The 23777-nt window shown below is 54.9% G+C and carries 22 protein-coding genes and 5 tRNA genes; 20 read left to right on the top strand and 7 right to left on the bottom strand.

All coding sequences use genetic code 11. The features are described from left to right. Positions 1–61: 61 nt before the first annotated feature. The 6 genes from D467_RS0104480 (at position 62) to D467_RS0104505 (ending at position 1438) form a co-directional block, all read left to right on the top strand. Positions 62–772, top strand: a complete 711-nt coding sequence (locus D467_RS0104480; RefSeq protein WP_018916315.1) for an alpha/beta family hydrolase — start codon at positions 62–64, stop codon at positions 770–772. Positions 773–860: 88 nt separating this feature from the next. Then, positions 861–936 (top strand) — tRNA-Val (locus tag D467_RS0104485). 60 nt (positions 937–996) lie between these two features. Next, positions 997–1073 (top strand) — tRNA-Asp (locus D467_RS0104490). 39 nt (positions 1074–1112) lie between these two features. Continuing rightward, a tRNA-Asp gene (locus D467_RS0104495) sits at positions 1113–1189 on the top strand. A 39-nt stretch (positions 1190–1228) separates the two neighbouring features. Further along, positions 1229–1304 (top strand) — tRNA-Val (locus D467_RS0104500). Between the two features lie 57 nt (positions 1305–1361). After that, positions 1362–1438, top strand: a tRNA-Asp gene (locus D467_RS0104505). Positions 1439–1577: 139 nt separating this feature from the next. Here the strand turns inward: D467_RS0104505 and D467_RS0104510 are convergent. The 4 genes from D467_RS0104510 to glcD all read right to left on the bottom strand — a co-directional run bounded on the left by D467_RS0104510 (position 1578) and on the right by glcD (position 5933). Beyond that, positions 1578–1979, bottom strand: a complete 402-nt coding sequence (locus tag D467_RS0104510) for a heme-binding protein (RefSeq protein ID WP_018916316.1) — start codon at positions 1977–1979, stop codon at positions 1578–1580. 65 nt (positions 1980–2044) lie between these two features. Continuing rightward, positions 2045–3283 (bottom strand): glycolate oxidase subunit GlcF, encoded by a 1239-nt coding sequence (gene glcF, locus D467_RS0104515; RefSeq protein WP_018916317.1) that lies wholly within the window; start codon positions 3281–3283, stop codon positions 2045–2047. A gap of 14 nt (positions 3284–3297) precedes the next feature. Beyond that, positions 3298–4398 carry a glycolate oxidase subunit GlcE gene (gene glcE, locus D467_RS0104520; protein WP_018916318.1) on the bottom strand — a complete coding sequence of 367 codons (1101 nt, stop codon included), beginning with the start codon at positions 4396–4398 and terminating at the stop codon, positions 3298–3300. A 35-nt stretch (positions 4399–4433) separates the two neighbouring features. Continuing rightward, on the bottom strand, positions 4434–5933 hold the full coding sequence (gene glcD / locus D467_RS0104525) for a glycolate oxidase subunit GlcD (protein WP_026285607.1): 1500 nt from the start codon (positions 5931–5933) through the stop codon (positions 4434–4436). A 211-nt stretch (positions 5934–6144) separates the two neighbouring features. On the opposite strand from glcD, the gene glcC reads away from it, so the two are divergent. Then, positions 6145–6921: a transcriptional regulator GlcC gene (glcC, locus tag D467_RS0104530; protein ID WP_018916320.1), complete on the top strand. Its 777-nt coding sequence runs from the start codon at positions 6145–6147 to the stop codon at positions 6919–6921. Between the two features lie 5 nt (positions 6922–6926). Here glcC and D467_RS0104535 read toward each other — a convergent pair whose 3' ends face one another. Beyond that, positions 6927–7619, bottom strand: coding sequence for a GntR family transcriptional regulator (locus tag D467_RS0104535; protein ID WP_018916321.1), 693 nt, complete (start codon positions 7617–7619; stop codon positions 6927–6929). A 242-nt stretch (positions 7620–7861) separates the two neighbouring features. On the opposite strand from D467_RS0104535, the gene D467_RS0104540 reads away from it, so the two are divergent. The 9 genes from D467_RS0104540 to D467_RS0104580 all read left to right on the top strand — a co-directional run bounded on the left by D467_RS0104540 (position 7862) and on the right by D467_RS0104580 (position 18433). Next, entirely contained in the window at positions 7862–8329 is a 468-nt protein-coding gene (locus D467_RS0104540; protein ID WP_018916322.1) for a GlcG/HbpS family heme-binding protein, read from the top strand. Between the two features lie 302 nt (positions 8330–8631). After that, positions 8632–9609 (top strand): TRAP transporter substrate-binding protein, encoded by a 978-nt coding sequence (locus D467_RS0104545; RefSeq protein WP_018916323.1) that lies wholly within the window; start codon positions 8632–8634, stop codon positions 9607–9609. 68 nt (positions 9610–9677) lie between these two features. Continuing rightward, entirely contained in the window at positions 9678–10238 is a 561-nt protein-coding gene (locus tag D467_RS0104550; protein ID WP_018916324.1) for a TRAP transporter small permease, read from the top strand. A gap of 9 nt (positions 10239–10247) precedes the next feature. Then, positions 10248–11531 carry a TRAP transporter large permease gene (locus tag D467_RS0104555; protein ID WP_018916325.1) on the top strand — a complete coding sequence of 428 codons (1284 nt, stop codon included), beginning with the start codon at positions 10248–10250 and terminating at the stop codon, positions 11529–11531. A gap of 11 nt (positions 11532–11542) precedes the next feature. After that, positions 11543–12349, top strand: a complete 807-nt coding sequence (locus D467_RS0104560) for an enoyl-CoA hydratase/isomerase family protein (RefSeq protein ID WP_018916326.1) — start codon at positions 11543–11545, stop codon at positions 12347–12349. A 19-nt stretch (positions 12350–12368) separates the two neighbouring features. Next, positions 12369–13556, top strand: a complete 1188-nt coding sequence (locus tag D467_RS0104565) for a CaiB/BaiF CoA transferase family protein (protein ID WP_018916327.1) — start codon at positions 12369–12371, stop codon at positions 13554–13556. A gap of 77 nt (positions 13557–13633) precedes the next feature. Then, on the top strand, positions 13634–14851 hold the full coding sequence (locus D467_RS0104570; RefSeq protein ID WP_018916328.1) for a pyridoxal-phosphate-dependent aminotransferase family protein: 1218 nt from the start codon (positions 13634–13636) through the stop codon (positions 14849–14851). A 16-nt stretch (positions 14852–14867) separates the two neighbouring features. Continuing rightward, on the top strand, positions 14868–17870 hold the full coding sequence (locus tag D467_RS0104575) for an FAD-binding and (Fe-S)-binding domain-containing protein (protein ID WP_018916329.1): 3003 nt from the start codon (positions 14868–14870) through the stop codon (positions 17868–17870). 38 nt (positions 17871–17908) lie between these two features. Continuing rightward, on the top strand, positions 17909–18433 hold the full coding sequence (locus D467_RS0104580; protein WP_018916330.1) for a gamma carbonic anhydrase family protein: 525 nt from the start codon (positions 17909–17911) through the stop codon (positions 18431–18433). 76 nt (positions 18434–18509) lie between these two features. Here the strand turns inward: D467_RS0104580 and D467_RS0104585 are convergent, their stop codons facing one another. Next, entirely contained in the window at positions 18510–20201 is a 1692-nt protein-coding gene (locus tag D467_RS0104585) for an L-lactate permease (protein ID WP_018916331.1), read from the bottom strand. Positions 20202–20556: 355 nt separating this feature from the next. Here D467_RS0104585 and D467_RS0104590 point away from each other — a divergent pair, with 355 nt between their 5' ends. Beyond that, positions 20557–21252 carry a glutathione S-transferase N-terminal domain-containing protein gene (locus D467_RS0104590; RefSeq protein ID WP_018916332.1) on the top strand — a complete coding sequence of 232 codons (696 nt, stop codon included), beginning with the start codon at positions 20557–20559 and terminating at the stop codon, positions 21250–21252. Positions 21253–21448: 196 nt separating this feature from the next. Further along, on the top strand, positions 21449–21847 hold the full coding sequence (locus D467_RS19045; protein WP_018916334.1) for a phasin family protein: 399 nt from the start codon (positions 21449–21451) through the stop codon (positions 21845–21847). A 90-nt stretch (positions 21848–21937) separates the two neighbouring features. Here D467_RS19045 and uraD read toward each other — a convergent pair whose 3' ends face one another. Further along, positions 21938–22477: a 2-oxo-4-hydroxy-4-carboxy-5-ureidoimidazoline decarboxylase gene (uraD, locus tag D467_RS0104605; protein WP_018916335.1), complete on the bottom strand. Its 540-nt coding sequence runs from the start codon at positions 22475–22477 to the stop codon at positions 21938–21940. 118 nt (positions 22478–22595) lie between these two features. Here uraD and uraH point away from each other — a divergent pair, with 118 nt between their 5' ends. Both uraH and D467_RS0104615 read left to right on the top strand, forming a co-directional pair. Further along, a complete protein-coding gene (uraH, locus tag D467_RS0104610) occupies positions 22596–22949 on the top strand; it encodes a hydroxyisourate hydrolase (RefSeq protein ID WP_018916336.1) in 354 nt (117 codons plus the stop codon). A 98-nt stretch (positions 22950–23047) separates the two neighbouring features. Next, positions 23048–23764 (top strand): GntR family transcriptional regulator, encoded by a 717-nt coding sequence (locus D467_RS0104615; RefSeq protein ID WP_018916337.1) that lies wholly within the window; start codon positions 23048–23050, stop codon positions 23762–23764. Positions 23765–23777 lie beyond the last annotated feature (13 nt).

A 23777-nucleotide genomic window follows, 5' to 3' on the forward strand; every position in this document is an offset into this window, starting at 1 on the left:
TGTCCCTATTCAACCCGGCCAGTTGCCCGCAGCACTGGCGCGAGGGGAGGCGTCTTGTTTTATGGTTGAGGGGTTTGGGGCACTTTCGGTCACCGGGAAGGCGCACATTGGACGGCTTTTATGGGCGCATGGTGCTGGCGCTGGGCATCAATCGGTATTTATGCAGCATATGATCAGTGCGCTTGCCGCCCAAGGCATTCAGGTCTTTGCGATTGATTTTCCGTATATGCAGCAAATGATGGAACAGGGGAAGCGTCGCCCGCCGCCGCCTGTGGCGAAAACGCTTGAGCATTTTGCAGCCTGGCACGGTTTGCTTGAACCCTTGGCCGACCTGCCGCTTTGGGCGGGCGGGAAGTCGATGGGCGGACGTATTGCGACGATGTTTGCAAGTACCGCGTTTGCAAGTACGGCGTTTGCAAGTTCAGGGTCTACAAGTACGGAGTCCGCAAGCCAGCAGGTTTGCCCTGGTGTGATTGTCGCGGGTTACCCGTTTCATCCGCCTAAAGTGCCTGACAAGCTGCGTTTGAGCCACTGGCCGGATATTCACTGTCCGCTGCTTGTTTTGCAGGGCGAGCGTGATCCTTTTGGCACTCGCGAGGAGGTCTCAGGCTACTTGTTAACGGCGCAAACTCGGCTTGAATGGCTTACCGATGGCGATCATGATTTCAAACCGCGCCGTGCATCTGGATTAAAACATGAGTTTTTGATTGACGAAGCGGCCACACTTGCGGCATCCTTCGTCCGCGCTCATGGAACGCCTTCGGGAATGTGAGCAACGCGCTGGTTTAAATCACAAAGTTTAAACATAACGTGTTGACATTCAGGCAGACTTCTGTAGAATGCAGCGCCACGTGACCAGCGGGTGGTTAGCTCAGTTGGGAGAGCACCAGCCTTACAAGCTGGGGGTCACTGGTTCGAACCCAGTACCACCCACCATCGAAAGATGGCCTGGAAACGTAAAGCAGTACCAAAGTAACATCAGCATGATGCAACAGCGGACCGGTAGTTCAGTTGGTTAGAATGCCGGCCTGTCACGCCGGAGGTCGCGAGTTCGAGTCTCGTCCGGTCCGCCATCATCATACTTTTTTGCTTTGTAGCAGTTATCGCTATTCGGACCGGTAGTTCAGTTGGTTAGAATGCCGGCCTGTCACGCCGGAGGTCGCGAGTTCGAGTCTCGTCCGGTCCGCCACGATAACTTGCAGATTGGTTGATTTAACATCAACACCCTGGGTGGTTAGCTCAGTTGGGAGAGCACCAGCCTTACAAGCTGGGGGTCACTGGTTCGAACCCAGTACCACCCACCATTTAAAGTCCTTTTAAATGGTTGTAGTTGTAATATCGTTAGAAAGTGCCTTATTTGTGGACCGGTAGTTCAGTTGGTTAGAATGCCGGCCTGTCACGCCGGAGGTCGCGAGTTCGAGTCTCGTCCGGTCCGCCATTAAGCACTAGCGTTTATTTTACGCACTGAAATTTTAAGTATATTGGTATAAGTAATTTCGGTTTTATGCCGACGAATTCTAAAAACCCTGGATCTTTGATCCGGGGTTTTTTCGTATGTGCGCTAGTTTTTAAGCCAGTCAAGCAACCGCGCTAACGCCTGCTTTGGCGATCTGCACGTCCTGTTCGGGTTTCACGCCAGAAATGCCCACTGCGCCGATTACCTGACCGTCAACGATGATGGGTACGCCACCGGATAGCAGGCCAGGGAAGGGAGCAGACACAAATGCTGTACGGCCGCCGTTAATCATCTCTTCAAACACTTGGGTTTCTTTACGGCCCAGGGCGGCATTGCGTGCCTTGTGCGTGGCGATTTCGGCGCTAAAGGGTGCCGCGCCGTCCAGACGGCTAAGGGCGAGCAGATGGCCGCCGTCGTCGGTGATTGCAATTGTGACCGGCCAGCTGTTGTTGTTAGCTTCTTTCTGGGCGGCCTCAAGAATTTTCGTGATATCCGCTTGAACAAGTACGGCTTTAGTTTGCATATCAGGTCCTTTTTTTATCAACAGGATGGTAATTGCTGCGCCGGTTGGTGGGCGCAGCAGGAAGATCAGTGAGTCATCAGTGCCGCGTCCACGACCTCAACCCAGTGGCGCACTGGCGTACGACTCGCCCCCGCTAAGTGCGTTTGGCAGCCAATATTAGCGGTTACTATAAGCTCTGGATTGCCCGCTTCCAACGCCGCCAGCTTATTATCGCGCAGTTGGGTGGCAAGCTCTGGCTGGGTGATGGAGTAAGTACCCGCGGACCCGCAGCAAAGGTGCGCATCCTGAACTGGTGTCAGCGAAAACCCCAGCTTGATCAATACGCCTTCTACTGCACCGTTAAGCTTCTGGGCGTGCTGCAGCGTGCATGGGCAATGGAAGGCCAAGCGTTGGGTCTCTTTAACCTGTAGTGCTTCTAAGGGCTCCTCACGCAGAATCTCGACGATATCTTTCGCCAGCGCGCTGATCTTCTTAGCCTTTTCAGCGTAGTGCGGGTCATCTTTGAGCATGTAGCCATACTCTTTGATAAACGCCCCGCAGCCGCTAGCGGTTTGAACAATCGCCTCGGCGCCCTGTTCGATATGCGGCCACCAGGCATCAATATTGGCGCGCATGCGGGCGCGACCGTCATCTTGAGCGTTAAGGTGGAAATCAATTGCCCCACAGCAGCCGGCTTCTGCCACTGGTGTCAGGCTAATATGTAGACGATCCAGCAGCCGAGCGGTAGCGGCATTGGTATTGGGCGACAGCCCAGGCTGTACACAGCCTTCTAAAATCAGCATTTTGCGAGTATGCAGCTTACTATCAGGCCGCTTGCCCGCATCGACCGGCGCTGCGGGCATTTTGTTGCGCAGCTTGCTCGGCACCAGTGGTTTGAACGTGAGGCCCAGTTTTAACAGCGCCTGAAAACGCTTGGGTTCCACCATCATTTTGCGCAACGCATAGCGCTGGGCGCGGTCGGCTGGTGGGCGCGGTACACGGCGCTCTATTTCCGCGCGGCCGATATTCAAAAGCTTGTGATACTCGACCCCTGATGGGCAGGTGGTTTCACAGTTCTGGCAGGTTAGGCAGCGATCCAGGTGCAGCCGGGTTTCTGCAGTGACCTGGTCATCGTCGTCGCGGCTTTCCAGCAGCTCCTTCATCAGGTAGATGCGCCCGCGAGGGCCGTCACGCTCGTCGCCCAGCAGCTGATAGGTAGGGCAGGTGGCGTTACAGAAGCCGCAGTGGACGCAGGTGCGCAAAATGCGCTCAGCTTCCTGAATATGCGGCTTTTGACGATCTGCATCGGTAAAATGCGTTTGCATATCAGCTCTCCTGATTAAAACGCCGCGTAAAGACGACCGGGGTTGAAAATGCCGTGAACATCCAGCTCCGCTTTTAAATTGCGATGATATTTTTCAACCACGCTGTTTAACGGGGTAAACGGCTCTGCCGCTCCACCCTGCGTTTGCGGCGTATAGCAGGTGGCGTGCCCGCCTGCGGCCTGGCACGCATTGCGCAGCGTCGTTGCATCAAGCGTGGTTTTTACCCAGCGCTGGCTGCCGCCCCAGTCGTAAAAGATATCGGCTTCGGGAATATCCAGCGCAAGCGGCGCGGTATGCGGGGGGAGCGACAGACGCCAAAGCGCCTTGCCATCCTCAAGATGAAAAAATCCATGGGTTTGATTGGCAAGTGAACGCCAGAAGCTGGCTTCCAATGGTTCACCGCCCAGGCGCTCCTGGGTCGCTTTTACCGAACTGTTGCCGCCTTCCAGGCGAATATAAAGCTCGCCTGCATGCCAGGCGGCTGCAGTGATAGGTAATGGCAAACGACCCAGTTCCGCCAGTTTATTCAAAGCATCTTCAAGGCTCATGGGTAGGCGCAAACAGTGGTTTGCTGTCGGTATCGGCAACACTTTAAATGAGATATCCGCAAGCACGCCGAGCGTGCCCTGGGCGCCAGCCATTAGTCGGGAAAGATCGTAGCCCGCCACGTTTTTCATGACTTCGCCGCCAAAGCGCAGCAGCTTGCCTTCCTGAGTAATGACTCGCGTGCCAAGCACAAAGTCACGTGCCGCACCCGCCCAGGGGCGGCGAGGGCCGGAAAGGCCGGTCGCCACCGCGCCGCCAATGGTGCTGTTTTCACCAAAACTCGGCGGTTCAAAGGCAAGCATCTGATGGTGTTCGGCCAGGGCTTTCTGCAGCGCGCTTAATCGCGTACCGGCGCGTACCGTCACCACAAGCTCAACCGGGTCGTAAGACACAATGCCGCTGTGTTCTGCTATGCAAAGCGGCTGGCCTTCTACCGGGCGGCCATAAAATGCACGGGTATCGCCGCCCACAATGCGTAGCGGCGTGCGTGTTTCATAAGCCGTACGCACCTGCTCACACAGGCGCTCAGAAATATCGCGGTCGGCGGCGTGAATCGCTAAATCAGTCATGGTCTTTCCTGGTGTTTGCCTTGTTCGATTTATCATCAAAAGCGCGGTAGCTCTGGATGCGGCAATTCATTGTTATGGACATGCATGGCGCCAAATTCAGCACAGCGGGCCAGTGTCGGGATATTTTTTCCTGGGTTAAGCAGTCGCTTGGGGTCAAACGCGGCTTTTAGTGCATGGAAAACGCTGATTTCATCCGCCTGGAACTGGCTGCACATCTGGTTGATCTTTTCGCGCCCTACGCCATGTTCGCCGGTAATCGAACCACCAGCGGCCACGCACAGCTCCAGAATCTTGCCGCCTACCTCTTCGGCCAGTGCCAGCTCACCCTCTTTATTGGCATCGAACAAAATCAGGGGGTGCATATTGCCATCACCGGCGTGAAAGACGTTGGCCACCGCCAGGCCGCTCTGTTCAGAAAGCGCTGCTATGCCCTTGAGCACGCGGGGAAGTTCGCAGCGGGGAATCGTACCGTCCATGCAGTAGTAATCAGGCGACATGCGACCAACCGCCGGAAAGGCATTTTTGCGCCCGGCCCAGAACTTGGCGCGCTCCAGCTCATCACGGGCCTGCTGAATCTGCGTGGCACCGGCTTTTTCGAGCACCCGGCGTACCGTCTCGCAGTCGTCATCCACGTCCGCTTCGACGCCATCAAGCTCGCACAGTAAAATCGCCTCGGCGTCCAGCGGGTAGCCCGCTTTGACAAAATCTTCAGCGGCCTTGATGGCAAGTTTATCCATCATTTCCAGACCGCCTGGGATAATGCCCGCCGCAATAATATCGCCCACTGCGCGGCCGGCTTTTTCAACGTCGTCAAAGCTTGCCATCAAGACTTTGGCGGTCTCCGGTTTGGGCAGCAGCTTGACGGTAATTTCGGTGACCACACCCAGCATGCCTTCTGAACCGTTCATCAGAGCGAGCAGATCAAAACCCGGCGCATCCAGCGATTCAGCGCCCAGCGTCATGCGCTCACCTTCAATGGTCAGCACATCAACGCGCAGTACGTTGTGTACGGTCAGACCGTATTTAAGGCAGTGTACGCCGCCGGCGTTTTCCGCCACGTTGCCGCCAATCGAGCAGGCAATTTGGGATGACGGGTCGGGGGCGTAGTAAAGCCCGTAAGGCGCGGCCGCCTCGGAAATGGCCAGATTACGCACCCCAGGCTGCACGCGTGCCATGCGCGCATCAGGGTCAACACTCAGTATCTTGTTAAACCGCGACATCACAAGCAGTACGCCCTGCTCAAGCGGCAGCGCGCCGCCGGAAAGGCCGGTTCCCGCGCCTCGCGTCACCACTGGTACGTCTAATGCGTGGCAGCGTTTTAACAGGGCTTCGACCTGTTCAAGGTTTTCGGGCAGCGCTACCAGCATGGGCAATACCCGGTAAGCGGCCAGGCCATCGCACTCGAAGGGGCGCAAATCTTCTTCCCGGTGGAGCAGGGTCAGGGTCGGCACTGCCTGCTGTATGTCGGTTAAAACCTCGGTTTTATCACGGCGTGCAAGCTCGCCATCAAGACGCTCATCAAAGAGGATATTCATCACAACATCCCAGGTTTTTTTATCGTTTAAGGTAACCGCACGGTCAATCAAGCATGGGTCAATCTGAGCTGTTTTTGTATGCCTGTCCAGAGTGTGGTGCAATGGTCAGACCAGTAATTGGTCGATAATCATGCAATGTTGAGCTTTATAGTTACGGTGCGATGAGGCTTATCTTATGGATCATCCAGGCGGGCTTTTAAAAGGAAAGAACATGAGCTTTTCCAGTGAAGACATGTCCATGGGCAGGCGTACGCCTGAAAACGTAGCGGCCCGGCTGGAGCGCTTGATTCTGGATGGTGTTTTTCGCCCTGGGCAGCTGTTGCCGTCTGAAAGACGACTGTGCGAGCGGCTCAAGGTGTCCCGCGCCTCGCTGCGTGAAGGCCTAAGGATTTTGCGCAGTAGAGGGATGATCGAAACGCGCCAGGGCCACGGCTCAACCGTGGCGTCGCTTCTGCCCATGCATGATAAAAGCCCGCTGATGCACCTGTTCCATGACCATCCGCGCACGCTGTTTGATTTACTCGAAGTACGCGCTCTGCTGGAAGGCGAGTCGGCGTTTTTGGCCGCCAGGCGAGGCACGTCCATGGATCGCGTGCTGATTACTAGACGCTACCGGGAAATGGCGGATTATGCCGAGCATTCAAACCCCATCGATGTGGAGCGTCTGGCGCGGCTTGACCACGCGTTTCATTTGGCAGTTTCCCAGGCGTCCCACAACCCTGTGCTGGTGCATACGCTACAAAGCCTGACCGATCTGCTGCTGAGCTCGGTGTTCGCTTCCGTCAAGCACCTTTATCATCGCGAGGGCCCGCGTGAGATGATCAACCGCCAGCATGCAAAGCTTCACGATGCCGTGATATCCGGCGATGCCGAGCAGGCACGCCAGGTCGCGCTTGAGCATCTCACCAGCATTACCGAGCTTTTGCGTGAGCTGGAGGCAGAAAGCGAGCGCCTGGAGCGCTCCGCTATGCGTATGGAACCCTGGTAGCACGTTTATGCGTTAACAACGCTATGCCCTTCATCAGGCGCTTCATCTTCGATCACTCCAGCTAACGTCGCCACTTCAAGCTTATTGCACAAGTGGTCGCGCAGAATCTGGCCGAGCAGCTGGCTATCGCGCTTTTCCAGTGCGTTGATCATGTTTTCATGATCCTTGACCGCCTGATCCCAAAACGCCTGGGTCATCTTTTTCGAGTAGCGCACGCGTTTTACGCGCTGGCTAAGATTGCTGTACATCTCCTGAAGCACTTCGTTTTGAGAGGCGGCCAGAATGCCTTCATGGATTTGCCGATTAAGTTCAAAATAGGCTTTTAAATCATGCTGATGGTAGTGATCCAGCATGCTGTTGTGGAGTTTGCGAATGACAGCAATTTCCTTGTCGGTGATATGTTGGCAGGCCAGCTCGCCAGATAAACCTTCCAGCGCCGCCATAAGATCGTAAGTGTCCTTGACCTTCTTGAAGGTTAAGCGAACTACCCGGGCGCCGCGGTTGGGCAGCAGTTCAATCAGGCCTTCGGTCGCCAGCACCTTGAGTGCTTCTCTTAGGGGAGTGCGCGAAACGCCAAATTTTTCACACAGCTGCTTTTCTGAGATCCGCTCACCAGGCGACAGCTCGCCGTGCTCGATAAGATCACCGATACGGTCGGCGACCTCGCGGTACAAGTTGCGCTGAAGTATCTTCGTCATTGTTCTCTTCCTTCTCGGTCATCCACCTGGCGATCCTACCAAGCTTTACGTAGTACTTTTGCACAGTACTAATAAAATTTAGCCGACTTCCCGCTTGGTATAGTGGCGAGTCTACGTATGATCTGCAAAAGTAATTATGAATTCAATATTAACGAGCGTATAAAAAATGTTGGTAAAGCGTATTCGACCTCTCCTGATATTAGGAGAACTTAGCAGTTAACAAGGATAACAAGGAGCAATCAATGGCAGGTAACGTATATCTCGCAAGCGTGCAGCTGACCCGAGCCCAGGCCCGAGCAATGGTGGAAGGGGCAATTACCCAAGCCCGGGAAGCTGACCTTACGCCCTTAACCATCGTGGTGCTGGATGGTGGCGGCCACGTCGTGGTGGCTGAGCGGGAAGATGGATGCGCGCCGTTGCGCTACCCCGTAGCGCAAGGCAAAGCCTATGCCGCGCTAGGTATTGGCGTTGCCAGCGGCGTAACAGGGGAGCGCAATCAAGAGCGGCCTGCCTTTCTAGCTAGCGTAGCGGCCGCCTCTCAAGGTCGGTTTACCCCTGTGGCTGGTGGTGTGCTCATTCTTGATGAACAGGACTGCGTGATTGGCGCCGTAGGCATCAGTGGTGCATCGTCAAGCGAAGATCAGCAGGCTGCCATGGCGGGTATTGAGGCCGCAGGGTTCAAGTGGGGCCTTGAGCCTACGCTTGATTAACGCTTCCCTTGTCGAATTATCAACAAAAGCGCCTCAACGAAGGCGCTTTTTTTATGGCTGAAAATTTTTACGCTTATCGCCTGCGACCGATTGCTTGTAAATCAAACAGCTGTGAACCAAGTCTTTCTATCAATACGAAAGTTTAATACCTAATTTTGAATTTTGAATTCAAATTGAATGAGTGCACAGGAGCGGTGTACGCGTCGCAGGGAAGCGACAACTGAATGAGCGTGCAAGGTTCATCGGGCCACATGCCCCGGTGGCGACGATCCAACAACAATAAGTTTCTCTTGGAGTGCTCTATGAAATTTTTCAAAACAACACTTTTGACCGTTGCCGTGGCGATTGGCTTACAGGCCTCTACGGCGAATGCCAATACGGAAGTGCGGCTGGGCCATGTAGGCGGCCCAGGCTCGCTGTTTGAAATTACCGCCAATCGCTTTGCCGAGCTTGCCAATGAGCGCCTGGAAGGTGTGGCTGAAGTGAATGTGTACGGCAACAGCCAGTTGGGCGGCGATGAATCAATGATGCGGCGCTTACGTTTGGGGTCATTGGATCTCTCCATCCCCTCGACGGTAATGAGCTCTGAGTCTGATCAGTTTGCTCTGTTTGAAATGCCCTACCTGATTGAAGATCGTGAGCACATGAAGCGGGTTCGTGATGAAGTCGTTCGTGGGCCACTTTATGAAGCAGCCGAGGCGCGCGGTTTTAAAATTATCGGCGTATGGGAAAACGGTTTCCGTCAAATCACCAATAACGTTCGTCCCATTGTTAAACCCGAAGATTTAAGCGGTATCAAGCTGCGCACACCTAGTGGCGTATGGCGCATTGAAATGTTCCGAAGCTACGGTGCCGCCCCTTCACCGATGTCGCTTTCTGAGGTATTCGTGGCGCTGCAAACCGGTGCAATGGATGGTCAGGAAAATCCGCTGATTCAGACCTACTCATCGCGGTTTCAGGAAGTTCAGGACTACCTGTCGCTCTCCAATCACGTCTATACCCCGGCGTATCTGACCGCAGGAGCCAGCTGGAACCGCCTGCCCGAGGAAGTACGCACGGTGCTCGAGGAAGTTGCCTTGGAAATGGAAGACTTCGCCCTTGAAGAGGGGCAGCGCCTGGATGAAGAAACCTTGGTAAAAATGCGTGACGAAGGCATGGAAGTGAATGAAGTCGACTTCGATGCTTTTGTTGAAGCCTCCCAGACCATTTATGACAAGTTTGCCGAAGACGTCGATGGCGGTCAGGAATTAATCGATACGGTAGCCAGCCTACGCGAATAAGCCCGGCAACGGTCTCTTCGAGGCGCATTGCCTGACGCAGGGTGCGCCTTATTGCTCTGGAGGTTTCAATGAGTGCTTATACCAAGTTCAAGAACGCCTATTTCTCGTTTCTTGAGGGGATTGTGGTGGTCTTGGTTATTGCCTTGGCAGGCGTTGTCACTATCGGGTTCGTTACGCGCTATCTCGGCTTCCCATTGAGCTGGTATGACGAGCTGGCGGCCGTGCTGCTGGCATGGGTGACGTACTACGGAACGGCACTGGCAGCTGCAAGAGGGGCGCATATTACCTGTCCCAGCATATTGAATATGTGCCCGCCGTCGATTCGGGTGCCGATCGCATTGCTGGCAGAAGCCATCACCATCGGCTTTTTTGTATTTCTCGGCCTGGCCAGCTACCAGGTGATGCTGATTCTTGAAGGCGTCAATATGGTCAGCCTGCCGGCAATTTCCATGCAGCTTACCCAGTCGGCCATTCCCGTGGCTTCCGTGCTGTTCATTATCGCCGAATTGCTGCGCCTACCCGATGTGCTGAAAAGCGCACGTGGCAAAGGGTTTATCGATCATGAACTGGAAGAAGCCGGTATCGATGCCGAAGAAGTCGAAGCCGTCAGCACTCATCAGCGAGGGTAGGTAACCAGCATGACCATACTGTATATATTTCTCGCCTTGATCGTGTTGATTATGATCAATGTGCCGGTGGCGGTTGCCCTGGCGCTAGTCGGCACCATCGCCACCTTTATGACCTACGGCGGCATGGCAATGCCGACGGTGGGCATGACCATGTTCGAGGGGGCTACGAACTTCCCCCTGATCGCCATCCCGCTGTTTATCCTGGCCGGCGCGATCATGAATGCCTCCAGTATCTCGCGGCGCTTGATCGATCTGGCCATGGCCATGGTCGGGTTTATCAAGGGCGGGCTTTCCATGGTGACTATTGGGGCTTCGGTATTTTTCGCTGAAATCTCGGGGTCATCGGTGGCGGGCGTGTCGGCGATCGGCAGTATCCTGATTCCGGCCATGCGTAAAAAGGGCTACTCGAAAGAGTTTGCCGCTTCCATCTCTTCATCCGCGGCGAGCCTTGCGATCATTTTGCCGCCTTCGATTCCCATGATCCTGTACGCGGTGATGTCCGGTGAGTCCGTGGTCCAGATGTTTGTGGCGGGTATTTTTCCGGGTCTTTTAGGCGCCATGGGGCTAGCCGCCATGTGTTACTACCTTGCCCGAAAATACAACTTTCCTTCTGAAGGGCGTTTTCAGGCATCTGTATTGTGGAAAGCCCTGAAGGAAGCGGTTTGGGCGCTGCTGATTCCCGTCATTATTCTGGGCGGTATCTTTGGTGGCTTTGTGACGGCAACCGAAGGCGCGGCCCTTGCTGTGTGCGTGGCGATCTTTATCAGTGCGGTGGTGTATCGCGAGTTTACGATCAGGAATTTTATCGACTCGTGCAAAAGTGCTGGTGTACAAACGGCGGTAGTAATGCTGCTGGTGGCGGCTTCAGCGGTGGTGGGTAGTTATCTCACCGAGACCCGTGTGCCCCAGGAAATCGCCATGCAGATCAGCGATCTGACGGATAACAAATACGTCATTCTGGCCCTTTTGAACATTATCTTCCTGATTCTGGGGATATTCCTGCACTCGGCAGCGGCGATTATTCTGGTTGTGCCTATCGTGCTGCCGCTTGTCCTGGAAGTGGGTATCGATCCGCTGCACTTTGGCTTGATTGTTACGCTGAACCTGGCGATTGGTCAGCAGACGCCACCCGTGGCCAGCGTATTGATTGCCGCGTGTTCGATTGCCAAATCGGATATCTGGGCGACGTCCAAAACCAACCTGTGGTTTATCGCGGTGCTGTTCACGATTTTGATGATCAACACTTACATCCCCGCGTTTGCACTGGCGCTGGTTAACTTTATCTACGGCTAAGGGAGTCATTTATGAAAGATTCACATGATTCACCGCTAACCGAGAGCGTTCAGTTTGAAATTCGCGACGGTGTTGCCTGGATCGGTTTTAACCGCCCCCAAAGCCGCAATGCGATGACCTGGGAGATGTATAACGCCCTGGAGCACTACTGCGATTCCCTGGCCAGTAATGAGGAGGTTCACGCATTGGTGCTTCACGGGGTAGGCGGCGAGGCGTTTGTGGCGGGCACGGATATCACCCAGTTTGCCAACTTTTCAAAGCCTGACGATGCCATCGGCTATGAGCGCCGGATCGATCAGGTGGTAGGCAAGCTTGAGCGCTTTCCCAAACCGACTCTAGCACTGATTGAAGGGGCCTGTGTGGGCGGCGGTGCCGCGCTTGCCCTGGTATGCGACTTTCGCTACGCCACTCCGACCATGAAATTTGGGGTGCCCATCGCCAAGACCTTGGGCAATACGCTATCGATCAATAACGTATCGCGCCTGATCGACATGATCGGCGTGGCTCGCACCAAGGAAGTGCTGATGATGGCGCGGCTATTTGGCGCTGAAGAAGCGCACGCAGCTGGGCTTGTGAACCACGTCTTTGCTGCCGACACCATTTACGATGATGTCGCCATGCTCGCGGTAGACTTTGCCAAGCGGGCGCCGCTTACCCTGCAGGCCAGCAAAGAGTTGATCAACCGGGCGCTTGAACAGCGAAGGCTTGAAGCGGATGCCAGCGATGACTGGGTGACTACCTGCTATATGAGCCGCGACTTCGCCGCTGCCGTGGATAAGTTCGTCAATAAAACGTCGTTTGAGTGGACCGGCCGCTAAACAAGAAGGAGGAGGGCGCATGCTTCCCTTACAGAATATAAAAGTGCTGGACGTCTCCCAAATCATGGCGGGGCCCTACTGCACCATGGTGCTGGCCGATATGGGTGCTGAAGTCATCAAGGTTGAAAAGCTCAACGGCGGCGACGATAGCCGCCAGATGGGGCCTTACGTTAACGGCGAGTCCACCTGCTTTTCGCAGATCAACCGCAATAAAAAGAGCATTTCACTCAATCTTAAGGACGAACGGGCAAGGCAGATATTCTACCGCCTGGCGAGTGATGCCGATGTGATTGTCGAAAACTACCGACCAGGCGTGACTCAATCGCTGGCAATCGATTACGACACCATCAAGGCCATCAATCCCGGTATCGTTTACTGCTCGATTTCAGGCTATGGCCAGACCGGCCCCTACAGCCATAAAGGTGGTTTTGATCTGGTGGCTCAAGGCATGACCGGGCTGATGTCGATGACCGGCGAAGAGGGCAGGCGTCCGCTTAAAACCGGGATTGCGGTTTACGATATCGGCGCGGGCATCACCGCGGTCTATTCAATACTCGCGGCGCATATTCACAAGATGACCACTGGCGAAGGCCAGCATATCGATATTGCGATTACCGAGTGCGGCTTGCCCTGGTTTACCTGGGAAGCAGCGGCGTACTTTGCTGAAGGCACGGTGCCAGGCCCGACCGGGTGGCGCCACCGGGTGTCGGCGCCGTATCAGGCGGTAAAAGCACGCGACGGGTATTTGATGCTGGGCTGCGCCAACCAGCGTACCTGGGAGCGGTTTTGCCGCGACGTATTGAAGCGTGAATCCTTGATGGAAGACCCGCGCTTTCTCACCAACCACGACCGTGGCCAGCATGTTGATGAGCTTGAAGCGCTGCTGGAAGAGCTGATGGCCGAGGCAAGCGTGGATGAGTGGTTAACGCTCTGCGATAGCGCGGGCGTACCTGCCGGGCCTATCAATAATTTCGCCGATGCCATGGCCGATGAGCACTACCTGGCCCGGGGCATGGTGGAAGAGATGGAGCACCCGGTAATGGGAAAAATGAAAACCATCGGCTTTCCCAGCAAGTTCTCCTTAACGCCTTCGACAATACGCAGCGCGGCGCCGCTATTTGCGCAGCATACCGATGAGGTGCTTGAGGGAATGGGCTTTGCTGATGACGAACTAAGCCACCTGCGGGCTGAGGGCTGTATCAAGTAGGTTTTTTAAAACCCATAAATGCATTCATTATCCAATTTTCAGGCTTTAACCGGCAACAATAACAAGAGGCACACACCATGCTGAAACTCGACTTTCACCCATCCGGCCGTCATTTCCTGCAGATCCCAGGCCCCTCACCGGTGCCAGACCGCATATTGCGCGCAATGAGCCTGCCCACCATTGACCACCGTGGGCCTGAATTTGGCGCCTTGGGGCTGGAGCTACTGGCCAAAGTTAAAAAAGTCTTCAAAACAGAGCACCCGGTGATTATCTATCCGGCCTCGGGTACCGGCGCTTGGGAAGCAGCACTGGCTAACACCATGTCGCCGGGCGATCAGGTGTTGATGTTCGAGACCGGCCACTTTGCCACGCTATGGCAGAAAATGGCGCTGCGCCTGAGTCTTGTGCCTGAGTTTATCGGCCTTCCGGGTTATGAGGGCTGGCGTCAAGGCGTTCAGGCCGACATGATCCAGGAACGCCTCAACAATGACCCCGAGCACGCCATTAAAGCGGTGTGTGTAGTGCATAACGAAACCTCAACTGGGGTAACTAGCGATATCGCAGCCGTGCGTCGTGCAATCGATGCCACCGGGCACCCGGCGCTTCTTATCGTGGATACCATTTCCGGACTTGCCAGCGCCGACTATTGCCATGATGAGTGGGGCGTGGATGTCACCGTATCCGGCTCACAAAAAGGGCTGATGCTGCCGCCGGGGATTAGCTTTAACGCGCTTTCACCCAAGGCGATTGAAGTTAGCCGGGAGGCCAAGCTTCCCAGAAGTTTCTGGGCTTGGGATGAAATTCTGGAAGCCAACCAGAAGGGCTACTGGCCGTATACGCCCAGTACTAACCTGCTGTATGGCCTCAATGAAGCGCTGGATATGCTGCTGGATGAAGGCATTGACCACGTGCTGGCGCGCCATCAGCGCTGGGCCGCTGGCGTGCGTACGGCGGTCGAGGCCTGGGGGCTGGAAATTCAGTGTCAGGACCCGGCGCTTTATTCCCCTGTGCTCACGGGTGTCGTGATGCCTGAAGGAGTCGATGCCGATGAGATTCGCAAGATTATCTACGAGCGCTTTGATTTGTCGCTAGGCATGGGGCTGGGCAAGGCCAAAGGCAAGATGTTCCGCATTGGCCACTTGGGCGATTGTAACGACCTTACCCTGATTGCCACGCTGGGCGGCTGTGAGGCTGGGATGAAGCTTGCGGGTGTTAACTTGCAGGGCAGTGGCGTCACCGCCGCTCTGGACTACTTTGCCAACAACCCGCTTAGCACAGGCACTTCAGAGCGTTAATGATGGGGAGAGTCACATGACATCACTGACGAAACAGCCCCCATTGCGCGACGCCAGAATTAAACCCCTGGGGGAGCTGGCGGCGCGCTTAAGCCGTGAAATGGCAGGCGACGTGTTGTTTGATCAGGCAACTCGGGGGCGCTATGCCACCGATGCCTCGATCTATCAGGTTACCCCGGTGGGCGTGGTGATCCCCCGCCACCAGGAGGATCTCAAGATCGCTCTGGATATCGCCCGTGATGCCCGTGTGCCGGTGCTGGCGCGCGGTGCGGGCACCAGCCAGTGTGGCCAGACGGTCGGCGAGGCGCTGGTTATCGACACCACGCGCTGGCTCAATCAGATCATCGAGTTCGACGCTGAAGCGCGGACGGTGGTGGTTGAGCCGGGCATGGTGCTTGATCACCTCAACGCCTGGCTAAAGCCTTACGGGCTCTGGTATCCGGTGGATGTTTCGACCAGCGCCCAGTGCACCATCGGCGGCATGGCCGGCAATAACTCCTGCGGGTCGCGTTCGATCTATTACGGCAATATGGTGCATAACGTAATGGGCATCGACGCGATACTCGCCGATGGCTTTGAAGCACGATTCAGCTTTGTAGATAGCCTGGCCGAGGGCTCTCGGGAGCAGCAGCTCGCCCAAAAGGTCAAGGCGATTGCCGAACGCGTCAGCCCCGAGATTCGCGAGCATTTTCCTAAAGTGCTGCGCCGTGTCGGGGGGTATAACCTGGATCTGTTCGACTGCCAGAACCCTATACCTTATGACCCTGAAGGTCGGGTGAATTTAGCCCACCTGCTGATTGGCTCGGAAGGCACGCTTGGGGTAAGTAGCCGCATCAAGCTACGGCTTTCTCCGTTACCCAGCCAAAAGGTGCTGGGCGTGGTGAATTTTCCCACCTTCTATCAGGCGATGGATTTAACCCAGCATATCGTCAAGCTCGGCCCCATGGCGGTCGAGCTGGTCGATAGAACCATGATTGAGCTGGCCCTTGAAAACCCCGCGTTTCGTCCGGTGATAGAGAAAGCTCTGATCGGCAAACCCGAAGCCATTTTGCTAGTGGAGTTTGCAGGCCACGATCACGCCGAGCAACTGGCGGCGCTGAGCGCGCTTAACGAGTTGATGGGTGATTTGGGGCTGCCGGGCAGCGTGGTGAATATGCCCGAAGCAAAAGAGCAGAAAGCGCTTTGGGATGTGCGCAAGGCGGGGCTCAATATCATGATGAGCATGAAGGGCGACGGCAAGCCGGTCTCGTTTATTGAAGATTGCGCCGTACCCCTTGAGCATCTGGCCGAGTACACCGACAAGCTTACCGAGGTGTTCAACCGCTACGGTACCGAAGGGACCTGGTATGCCCATGCTGGCGTGGGTACGCTGCACGTGCGGCCCATTCTGGATATGCGTCGCGACGGCGCTGAAAAAATGCGCGAGATTGCCGAACTGGCTTCCTCGCTGGTGCGTGAATACAAAGGCGCTTACTCCGGTGAACACGGCGACGGCATCTGTCGTGGTGAATGGGTCGCCTGGCAGTTTGGCGATACGCTTAACAATGCCTTTCGCGAGATCAAGGCGCTGTTTGACCCGCAGAACCTGTTCAACCCCGGCAAGATCGTCGATACCCCTAAAATGGATGACGAGCGCTATTTCCGGTTCCCCAAAACGTATCAGACGATTCCCATGACCCCGGTGTTTGACTGGTCAGCCTGGAACGTAAAGCGCGACCCGCTAACCGGCGAGCAGACGCCACCCGGCACCGCAGGCGATCCTACCCATGGGCTCGCCATGGCGGTCGAAATGTGCAACAACAACGGCCACTGTCGCAAGTTTGATGCAGGCACCATGTGCCCAAGCTTTCGAGCGACCAAAGACGAGCAGCATTTAACCCGGGGGCGAGCCAATACGCTGCGCTTGGTGCTTTCGGGCCAGCTCGGCGAGGAGGGGCTTGCCAGCGACGCTGTTAAAGAAGCGCTCGACCTGTGCGTCTCCTGCAAGGGCTGTAAACGCGAATGCCCGACCGGCGTGGACATGGCCAAGTTCAAGATTGAAGCGCGTACCGCGCGCGCCAAAGCGAAAGGCCTGTCGCTGCGTGATCGCATGGTAGGTGAGATGCCGCGCTATGCACCGTGGGCGAGCCGCTTTTCAGGGTTGATGGACTATGTGGAGCGCACACCGTTTCTGGCCAACCGAATCAAAAAGACGCTCAATTTTGCCCCGGAGCGGGCGTTGCCTGCCTTCAAAGGTAATTTCCTGGCAGGCAACCACAAAGCGGCAAGTCACGAAGTCGCTGAGCGCGAGGTGCTGCTGTTTGTCGATACCTTCAATAATTATATGGAAGGCGACAACGCCAAAGCCGCTAAGCGCGTACTGGAAGCCGCCGGGTATCGGGTGCACCTCAACGTCACCAAGGGCCAGCGGCCGCTGTGCTGTGGGCGTACCTACCTATCCTCCGGCCAGTTCGAGAAAGCCAAGGCAGAAGCCAGGCGAACGCTTGATCACTTGATGCCGTTTGTCGATCGCGGCGTGGCGGTCGTGGGGCTTGAACCATCGTGTCTTTTAAGCATGCGCGATGAGTTCCTGCAGTATGGGTTTGGTGAACAAGCCCGAGCGCTCGCCGAGTCAGCGTTTCTATTTGAAGAGTTCCTGGTCACTGCCCATGAGGCCGGACAGCTGCCGTTGGCACTCAAACATTCAGGTTATAAGCAGGCCCTGCTGCATGGCCATTGTCATCAAAAGGCCTTTGATGCGCTGCGCCCGGTCGAACAGGTGCTACGCTGGGTGCCGGGGCTTGAGGTCAAAACCATCGAGTCTTCCTGCTGCGGTATGGCGGGGAGCTTTGGCTATGAAGCCGAGCATTACCAAGCCTCGCTTAAAATGGCTGAACTTTCTCTACTGCCGGCCATTCGTGAAGCTGAAGACGGCGCTGTTCTGGTCGCCGACGGTACCAGCTGCCGTCACCAGATTAAGGATGGCAGTGGCCGAGAGGCCATTCATGTTGCCCGGCTGCTGGAACAGGCGTTAGCCTAACCGAGAAGGCGATTAATAATAATGATCAGGAGGTTAATGTGGCTATTTACCAATATGGAGAGCACCGCCCTGCGATACACGACGATGTATATGTCGCGGACACGGCGGATGTGATCGGGCAGGTGACCTTAAGCGCGCGTTCAAGCGTGTGGTATCAGGCCGTTTTACGCGGTGATAGCGATCACCTGGAAATAGGTGAAGAAAGCAATATTCAGGATGGCGCTGTCCTACATGCTGACCCCGGCTACCCGCTTAAAGTAGGTAAGGGCGTAACGGTAGGCCACCAGGCCATGTTGCACGGCTGTACGGTGGGCGATGGCTGCCTGATCGGTATTCAGGCGGTGGTGCTCAATGGCGCGGTAATTGGTGAAAATAGCCTGGTAGGTGCAGGCGCGTTTATTAAAGAAGGCGCCACTTTTCCCCCCAACTCCCTGATTGTTGGCTCGCCCGCTCGGGTAGTGCGTGAGCTCTCAGCGGATGCCGTAGAAGGTTTAAAGCTAAACGCACAAAGCTACGTTATCAAAGGCCAGCAGCATGCCAAGGAGTTAAAGCGAATTGATTAGCCGTGTGTGATGAACAGGCGCCCAATAAAAACCCCAGACAGTGTCTGGGGTTTTTTATGTCAATAGCTTGTTAGGGCTACATCAGCGTATCGGTAATCCCAATCACATAAAAAGCGATTAACGCGATAATACCGGTAAACACCAGGTAGTAGATGGTCGGGATAATCGTTTTACGGATCGTCGCGCCTTCGCGGCCAAGCAAGCCTACAGTTGCCGAGGCCGCGACCACGTTATGAATCGCGATCATATTACCTGCTGCCGCACCGACCGCCTGAAGCGCGACCATCATGGCAGTAGAAAGGCCCAGGGTTTGAGCGACGCTAAACTGGAACTCTGCCAGCATAAGGTTGGAGACGGTATTGGAACCCGCAATAAAGGCGCCCATCGCGCCCACAGCAGGCGCAAAGAAGGGGTAGATATCGCCCACACCGTTTGCAACGGCTTGCGCCATCATCACTGGCATGGAGACAAGGTCTGCACCGTTAACGCCGGAGTTAATCAGAATACGTACCATGGGTACCGTGAACACCAACACGAAACCCGCCCCAAAAATCGTTTTGGTGGACTCGGATACCGCCGCGCTGATCTTCTGGGGATTCATACGGTGCAGGAAATAAGTGATCAATACTACCGCGATAATGATACCACCCGGCAGATACAGGGGCTGAACGCCACCACTGACACCGGCTTCGCCAAGAATATTATTCCAGCTCAAGTTGATAGAGGTCAGCGCAACGCGCAGCGGTTCAATAGTCCGCGAGGCGACCAGGAACAGGGCGAGCAGTACATAAGGAATCCAACCCTTGAAGGTAGACATGGGGGCCTTTCCAGCCACATCTTCCAGCTTGATTTGCAGGTTGCCGATCCACTCATCCGGCCATGAGGTTGACTCAGGAAAATCCCAGGTATCTTTGGGCAGCAAAAAGCCTTTACGCGCCGCAGGAACGACAATTGCCAGGCCGACCATGGCACCGATCATGGAGGGAAACTCTGGGCCGAGCAGCACGCCTACCAGCATGTAGGGCACAACGAAACATACGCCGGTAAAGATGGCGAACGGTGTAATCGAAAGGCCCTCTTTCCAGGAGCGGTTCGCCCCGAAAAAGCGCACCATCATGATCACCAGTATCAAGGGCATCAGGATACCCACGATGCCGTGAGTAATAGCGACTTCGCTGGTGATCAATCGGAAAAATGCCTCCCACGTCGAGCCGTTTGCTTCAAGCTGAGCAGTAATACCGGCGCGGTCCAGGCCGCTGCCCACCCCCACCACGATCGGCGTACCCACAGCACCAAACGAAACGGGCGTTGATTGAATCATCATACCCACGACAACTGCTGCCAGTGCTGGAAAGCCCAGCGCAACCATCAAGGGAGCAGCTACCGCGGCAGGGGTACCAAAACCAGAAGCCCCTTCAATAAAGCAGCCGAACAGCCACGCAACAATCAGCGCCTGAACCCGGCGGTCGGGGCTAATGCCCGAAAAACCGTTGCGGATAGCCGTAATGCCGCCCGAATGCTTAAGCGTATTAAGCAGCAGGATAGCCCCGAAAATAATCCATAAAAGCCCTGCTGTTTGGATAAGCCCTTGAATAGTCGAAGCAACTACACGGGTAAACGACATATCCCAAACGGTCAGACCAATGATCGCTGCGGTAAAAAAGACGATAGGCATGGCTATTTTGGCAGGTACTTTAAACCCAACGAGCAAAATACCTGCTAGCAGTAGTGGCAGGAAAGCCAAGAGAGCAAGTGTTGTTTCATTCATAGGAGAAAATCGACCCTGTTATTTATTAGGTATATGTACCGTCGTCATTTAACGTTTTAAGCGTTAAAAGCGATAAGGTGAAAGATACGACCCGGTTCAGGAAATAACACTATTGGAAAATTGGTCTGACCAGCTTAGCGGCTATTTAAGTACCCTTTAAAGATACGATGTTTTTAATCAAGTTTTTGTTTTATATTGCTTTTATAAAGTTTTATGGATGGCCGTCAAGCCGGTGTTCATTAGACTAAAAGACAGGCATGGAAAGCGCCTCTTGTATAGCTAGTGCATTAAGCTCAAGGTCTATTAGCAGGCTTGGCTGTAGCTCTATCTAACCCTTAACGGTAAGGATAAAAAAATGACACTAAAGCTTTATGACCTGTGTGGGCGTGATGAACGATTACGGTTTTCCCCTTACTGCTGGCGCGTGCGGATGGCGCTGGCTCATAAGGGGCTTGCATTCGAGACCATTGCCTGGCGGTTTGAGGACAAGGAAGCACTGGCATTCGCTGACTACGATAAAGTCCCGGTGCTATGTGACAACGATCAGGTGATTACCGATAGCTTTGAGATCATGCGCTACCTGGATAAAACCTATCCGGAGTCGCCTGTACTTGGCGAGGGTGCCAGCTATCAGCGCGCACTATTTTTTAAATATTTTGTCGAGCGTAGCGTAACGCCAGGGCTTTTCCGTATTGTTGCGCTGGATCTATTAGCCGCCATTCATCCGGATGACCGTGACTATTTCCGTAAAACCCGTGAAGCCCGGTTTGGCATGCCTCTGGAAGAGGTGCATAACCCCGAGCAGGGCAGACAGCAGTTAACCCAGGTATTGGCACCCGTGCGTGACCAGCTGCGCAGCAGTCCTTTTATCGACGGTGACGCACCTAGCGGTGCTGACTATTTATTGTTTGGCAGCATGATGTGGGCATATACCGTATCACTGGAGGCACTTGTCGAGCCGAATGACCCGGTGGAGGAGTGGTTTAAGCGTATGCTGACGGTTCACGGCGGCGTAGCAGGCAACGCCTTAACCATTCGTGATTTAAGTTAAAGTGAAAATAACGTACTGATTTTTAAACTAGCTTGCTGATAATGCCCGACGTTAAGCGAGGTGTTTAATAAAATCATGTTGCGCTGCACAAAAAGCACTGCTAGCTTGGGGGGAGCGGCGGCAAATGCCAATGCATCAGCATCGCCTCCACCACGAACGGGCGGCGACCTGCTAGCCAACTCGAGGAGATGTCGTAATGATGAAAACTGCAGAGAACACCAATCAACAGTTTGAGTCTGCTTTTGTATCGCCCATGCGTTCTTACACGCTGGCAGCGCTCGATTATTACGAAAAGTTGATGGGTGCCCAGATTGACGCTGCCCGCGCCTACTCGGACATGACCATTTCTCAAGCTCGTACCTGGCTTGATGTTAAAGATGCCGACAGCTTCAAAAAAGCCCTGGAAAGTCAGCAGCGTGTTGCCGGTGATTTCATGGAGCGTGTAAAAGGGGATTCTGAAAAAGTATCTTCTATCGGTCAGGATTTTATGCAGGAAAGCCAAAAAATGGCTGAAGAAAATACCCAGAAGGCGGTCGATAATACTCAAAAGGCGGCTGACAATGCTCAGAAAGCCGCGGGTACCAATAAGCAGTAAGCCTTTTTAAGCTGCTAACCCCCTGGCAGCGAAAAACGCTGCGCCTTTTCGGCGCGGCGTTTTTTTATGGGCGCAAGCCACGTGGGCTAATTATTCGCCTAAGGCCCGGGCGGTTAAGCGAAAGCAGGCAATGCGGATGATTTGCTCAATGGCCGTTGCTCGCTCGGTTGCCACATCATTATGCAAGCGCTCTTCAAACGCCGCCAAAATGGCATGTCGGTCAAGACCTTTTACTGCGATAACAAACGGAAAGCCGAACTTGTTTTTGTACGCTTCATTTAGCGCTTCAAAGCGGGAAAACTCCTCTTTAGAACACTGATCTAGCCCGGCGCCTGCCTGTTCACGAGCGGAGTCCTGGGTTAACGCCCCCGCAAGCGCTGCTTTCCCGGCAAGATCCGGGTGGGCCTGAATAACGGCCACCTGCTGTTCAGCGGGGGCCTCTTGCAACATTTTGCCCATCAGTACCGCAAGTGCCCCTGGAGAATCATACTCTTCTCGCAGCCCTTGCTGCCAAGCCGCTTCGGCAACCCAGGGCGAGTGCTCATATATATCGCCGTAATGATCAACAAAGGCGCTTAGCGATAGCTCGCTAGGGCGGGGATGCAGCATTAAGCTGGTTTCAGAAAACATGACGATTCCTTAAGCGTGCTCTGATGCTAATCATGTATACAATATAAACACCACGAAGGTAATCTAGATTGATGACTTTATTCGAGTCGCGATCACTCACCAGTAACAAGGAGTTGTTATGGGCCGTTTAACTACCCACGTATTGGATACAGCAAAAGGTCAGCCGGGTAACGGGATTACCATTCAGATATTTCGCCTGGCCGCTGGTCATCGCGAGCATGTGGGCGAAGCGGTAACTAACATGGATGGCCGCTGTGACGCGCCGCTGCTGGAAGGCGATGCATTTACGCCCGGTGAGTATGAGCTGGTATTTCACGCCGGTGACTATCTGCGCGTACAGGGCGTTGAAGCTGAAGAACCGCGCTTTTTAGACGTTATCCCCTTGCGTTTTGGCGTAGCTGACTCAAGCCAGCATTACCATGTACCGCTTCTTTTATCTCCCTATGGCTATTCCACCTACCGTGGCAGTTGATAGCCATCCCACCATTTGCCGACATCTCATAAAACAACGCTAAGCACGGTATGATGGTGTCCTAAAAGACGCCAGAAGGTAGGGGACAGGAGAGCCACATGAGTGATGCGCAGGCGACCGTGAAGCGAGTTGCTCCGGAAAAAGAGGGCGATGAGCGCCACGAGGCTATTTATCGCGCGGTAAGCGATGCAATTGTTGAGCAGCGCTTAAAGCCCGGCGCCCGGCTGCGTGAAGATGCGCTTGCCGAGGTATTCAGCATTAGTCGCACCGGCATTCGCAAAATTCTGCAGCGCCTTGCGCTAGAGCAGTTGGTAACCCTGACGCCGCGTCGTGGAGCGAGCGTGACACGGCCCACCGCCGAAGAGGCCAAGGATGTTTTCGACGCCCGCCAGCTTATCGAATGCGGGCTAATGCCCGATGTGGCGAAGCGAATTGGTGAAAAAGAAGCCGCGGAACTGCGCGACATGGCTCGCCAAGAGCGCCAGGCGCTGCGCAGTGGTCAACAGAGCATCGCTATTCGTCTGTCAGCAGACTTTCATGTGCGCCTAGCCCAGCTATCCGGCAACGCAACGCTTGCCGAGTTTGTCGAAAGGCTCTGCTCGCGTTCTTCCCTTATTCTCGCGGTATACGGTCATCGTGGCCATCTAGGCTGCGAATCCCACGACCACGATGACCTGATTGGTTATCTGGAAGCCGGCAACGGTGAGCGCGCCAAGGCCTTTATGAGCCGCCACTTAAAGGCTATCGAGGCGTCCCTTTCCATGGTTGAAGGGGAGGAAAGCGCGCCGGATCTACAGCAGATATTTGGGGGATGATGGTTGACCCCGT

Source organism: Vreelandella zhanjiangensis DSM 21076, assembly GCF_000377665.1.
Classification (GTDB): Bacteria; Pseudomonadota; Gammaproteobacteria; order Pseudomonadales; family Halomonadaceae; genus Vreelandella; species Vreelandella zhanjiangensis.

What these genes read in the sequence shown, in the direction of transcription:
- D467_RS0104540 (WP_018916322.1), top strand. Translation starts at nt 7,862, where the DNA reads ATGGCAGGTAACGTATATCTCGCAAGCGTGCAGCTGACCCGAGCCCAG.
- D467_RS19045 (WP_018916334.1), top strand. Translation starts at nt 21,449, where the DNA reads ATGATGAAAACTGCAGAGAACACCAATCAACAGTTTGAGTCTGCTTTT.
- uraD (WP_018916335.1), bottom strand. Translation starts at nt 22,477, where the DNA reads ATGTTTTCTGAAACCAGCTTAATGCTGCATCCCCGCCCTAGCGAGCTA.
- D467_RS0104480 (WP_018916315.1), top strand. Translation starts at nt 62, where the DNA reads ATGGTTGAGGGGTTTGGGGCACTTTCGGTCACCGGGAAGGCGCACATT.
- glcE (WP_018916318.1), bottom strand. Translation starts at nt 4,398, where the DNA reads ATGACTGATTTAGCGATTCACGCCGCCGACCGCGATATTTCTGAGCGC.
- D467_RS0104590 (WP_018916332.1), top strand. Translation starts at nt 20,557, where the DNA reads ATGACACTAAAGCTTTATGACCTGTGTGGGCGTGATGAACGATTACGG.
- D467_RS0104615 (WP_018916337.1), top strand. Translation starts at nt 23,048, where the DNA reads ATGAGTGATGCGCAGGCGACCGTGAAGCGAGTTGCTCCGGAAAAAGAG.
- glcF (WP_018916317.1), bottom strand. Translation starts at nt 3,283, where the DNA reads ATGCAAACGCATTTTACCGATGCAGATCGTCAAAAGCCGCATATTCAG.
- D467_RS0104550 (WP_018916324.1), top strand. Translation starts at nt 9,678, where the DNA reads ATGAGTGCTTATACCAAGTTCAAGAACGCCTATTTCTCGTTTCTTGAG.
- D467_RS0104585 (WP_018916331.1), bottom strand. Translation starts at nt 20,201, where the DNA reads ATGAATGAAACAACACTTGCTCTCTTGGCTTTCCTGCCACTACTGCTA.
- glcC (WP_018916320.1), top strand. Translation starts at nt 6,145, where the DNA reads ATGAGCTTTTCCAGTGAAGACATGTCCATGGGCAGGCGTACGCCTGAA.
- D467_RS0104570 (WP_018916328.1), top strand. Translation starts at nt 13,634, where the DNA reads ATGCTGAAACTCGACTTTCACCCATCCGGCCGTCATTTCCTGCAGATC.
- D467_RS0104560 (WP_018916326.1), top strand. Translation starts at nt 11,543, where the DNA reads ATGAAAGATTCACATGATTCACCGCTAACCGAGAGCGTTCAGTTTGAA.
- D467_RS0104575 (WP_018916329.1), top strand. Translation starts at nt 14,868, where the DNA reads ATGACATCACTGACGAAACAGCCCCCATTGCGCGACGCCAGAATTAAA.
- D467_RS0104555 (WP_018916325.1), top strand. Translation starts at nt 10,248, where the DNA reads ATGACCATACTGTATATATTTCTCGCCTTGATCGTGTTGATTATGATC.
- glcD (WP_026285607.1), bottom strand. Translation starts at nt 5,933, where the DNA reads ATGAATATCCTCTTTGATGAGCGTCTTGATGGCGAGCTTGCACGCCGT.
- D467_RS0104510 (WP_018916316.1), bottom strand. Translation starts at nt 1,979, where the DNA reads ATGCAAACTAAAGCCGTACTTGTTCAAGCGGATATCACGAAAATTCTT.
- D467_RS0104565 (WP_018916327.1), top strand. Translation starts at nt 12,369, where the DNA reads ATGCTTCCCTTACAGAATATAAAAGTGCTGGACGTCTCCCAAATCATG.
- D467_RS0104535 (WP_018916321.1), bottom strand. Translation starts at nt 7,619, where the DNA reads ATGACGAAGATACTTCAGCGCAACTTGTACCGCGAGGTCGCCGACCGT.
- D467_RS0104545 (WP_018916323.1), top strand. Translation starts at nt 8,632, where the DNA reads ATGAAATTTTTCAAAACAACACTTTTGACCGTTGCCGTGGCGATTGGC.
- uraH (WP_018916336.1), top strand. Translation starts at nt 22,596, where the DNA reads ATGGGCCGTTTAACTACCCACGTATTGGATACAGCAAAAGGTCAGCCG.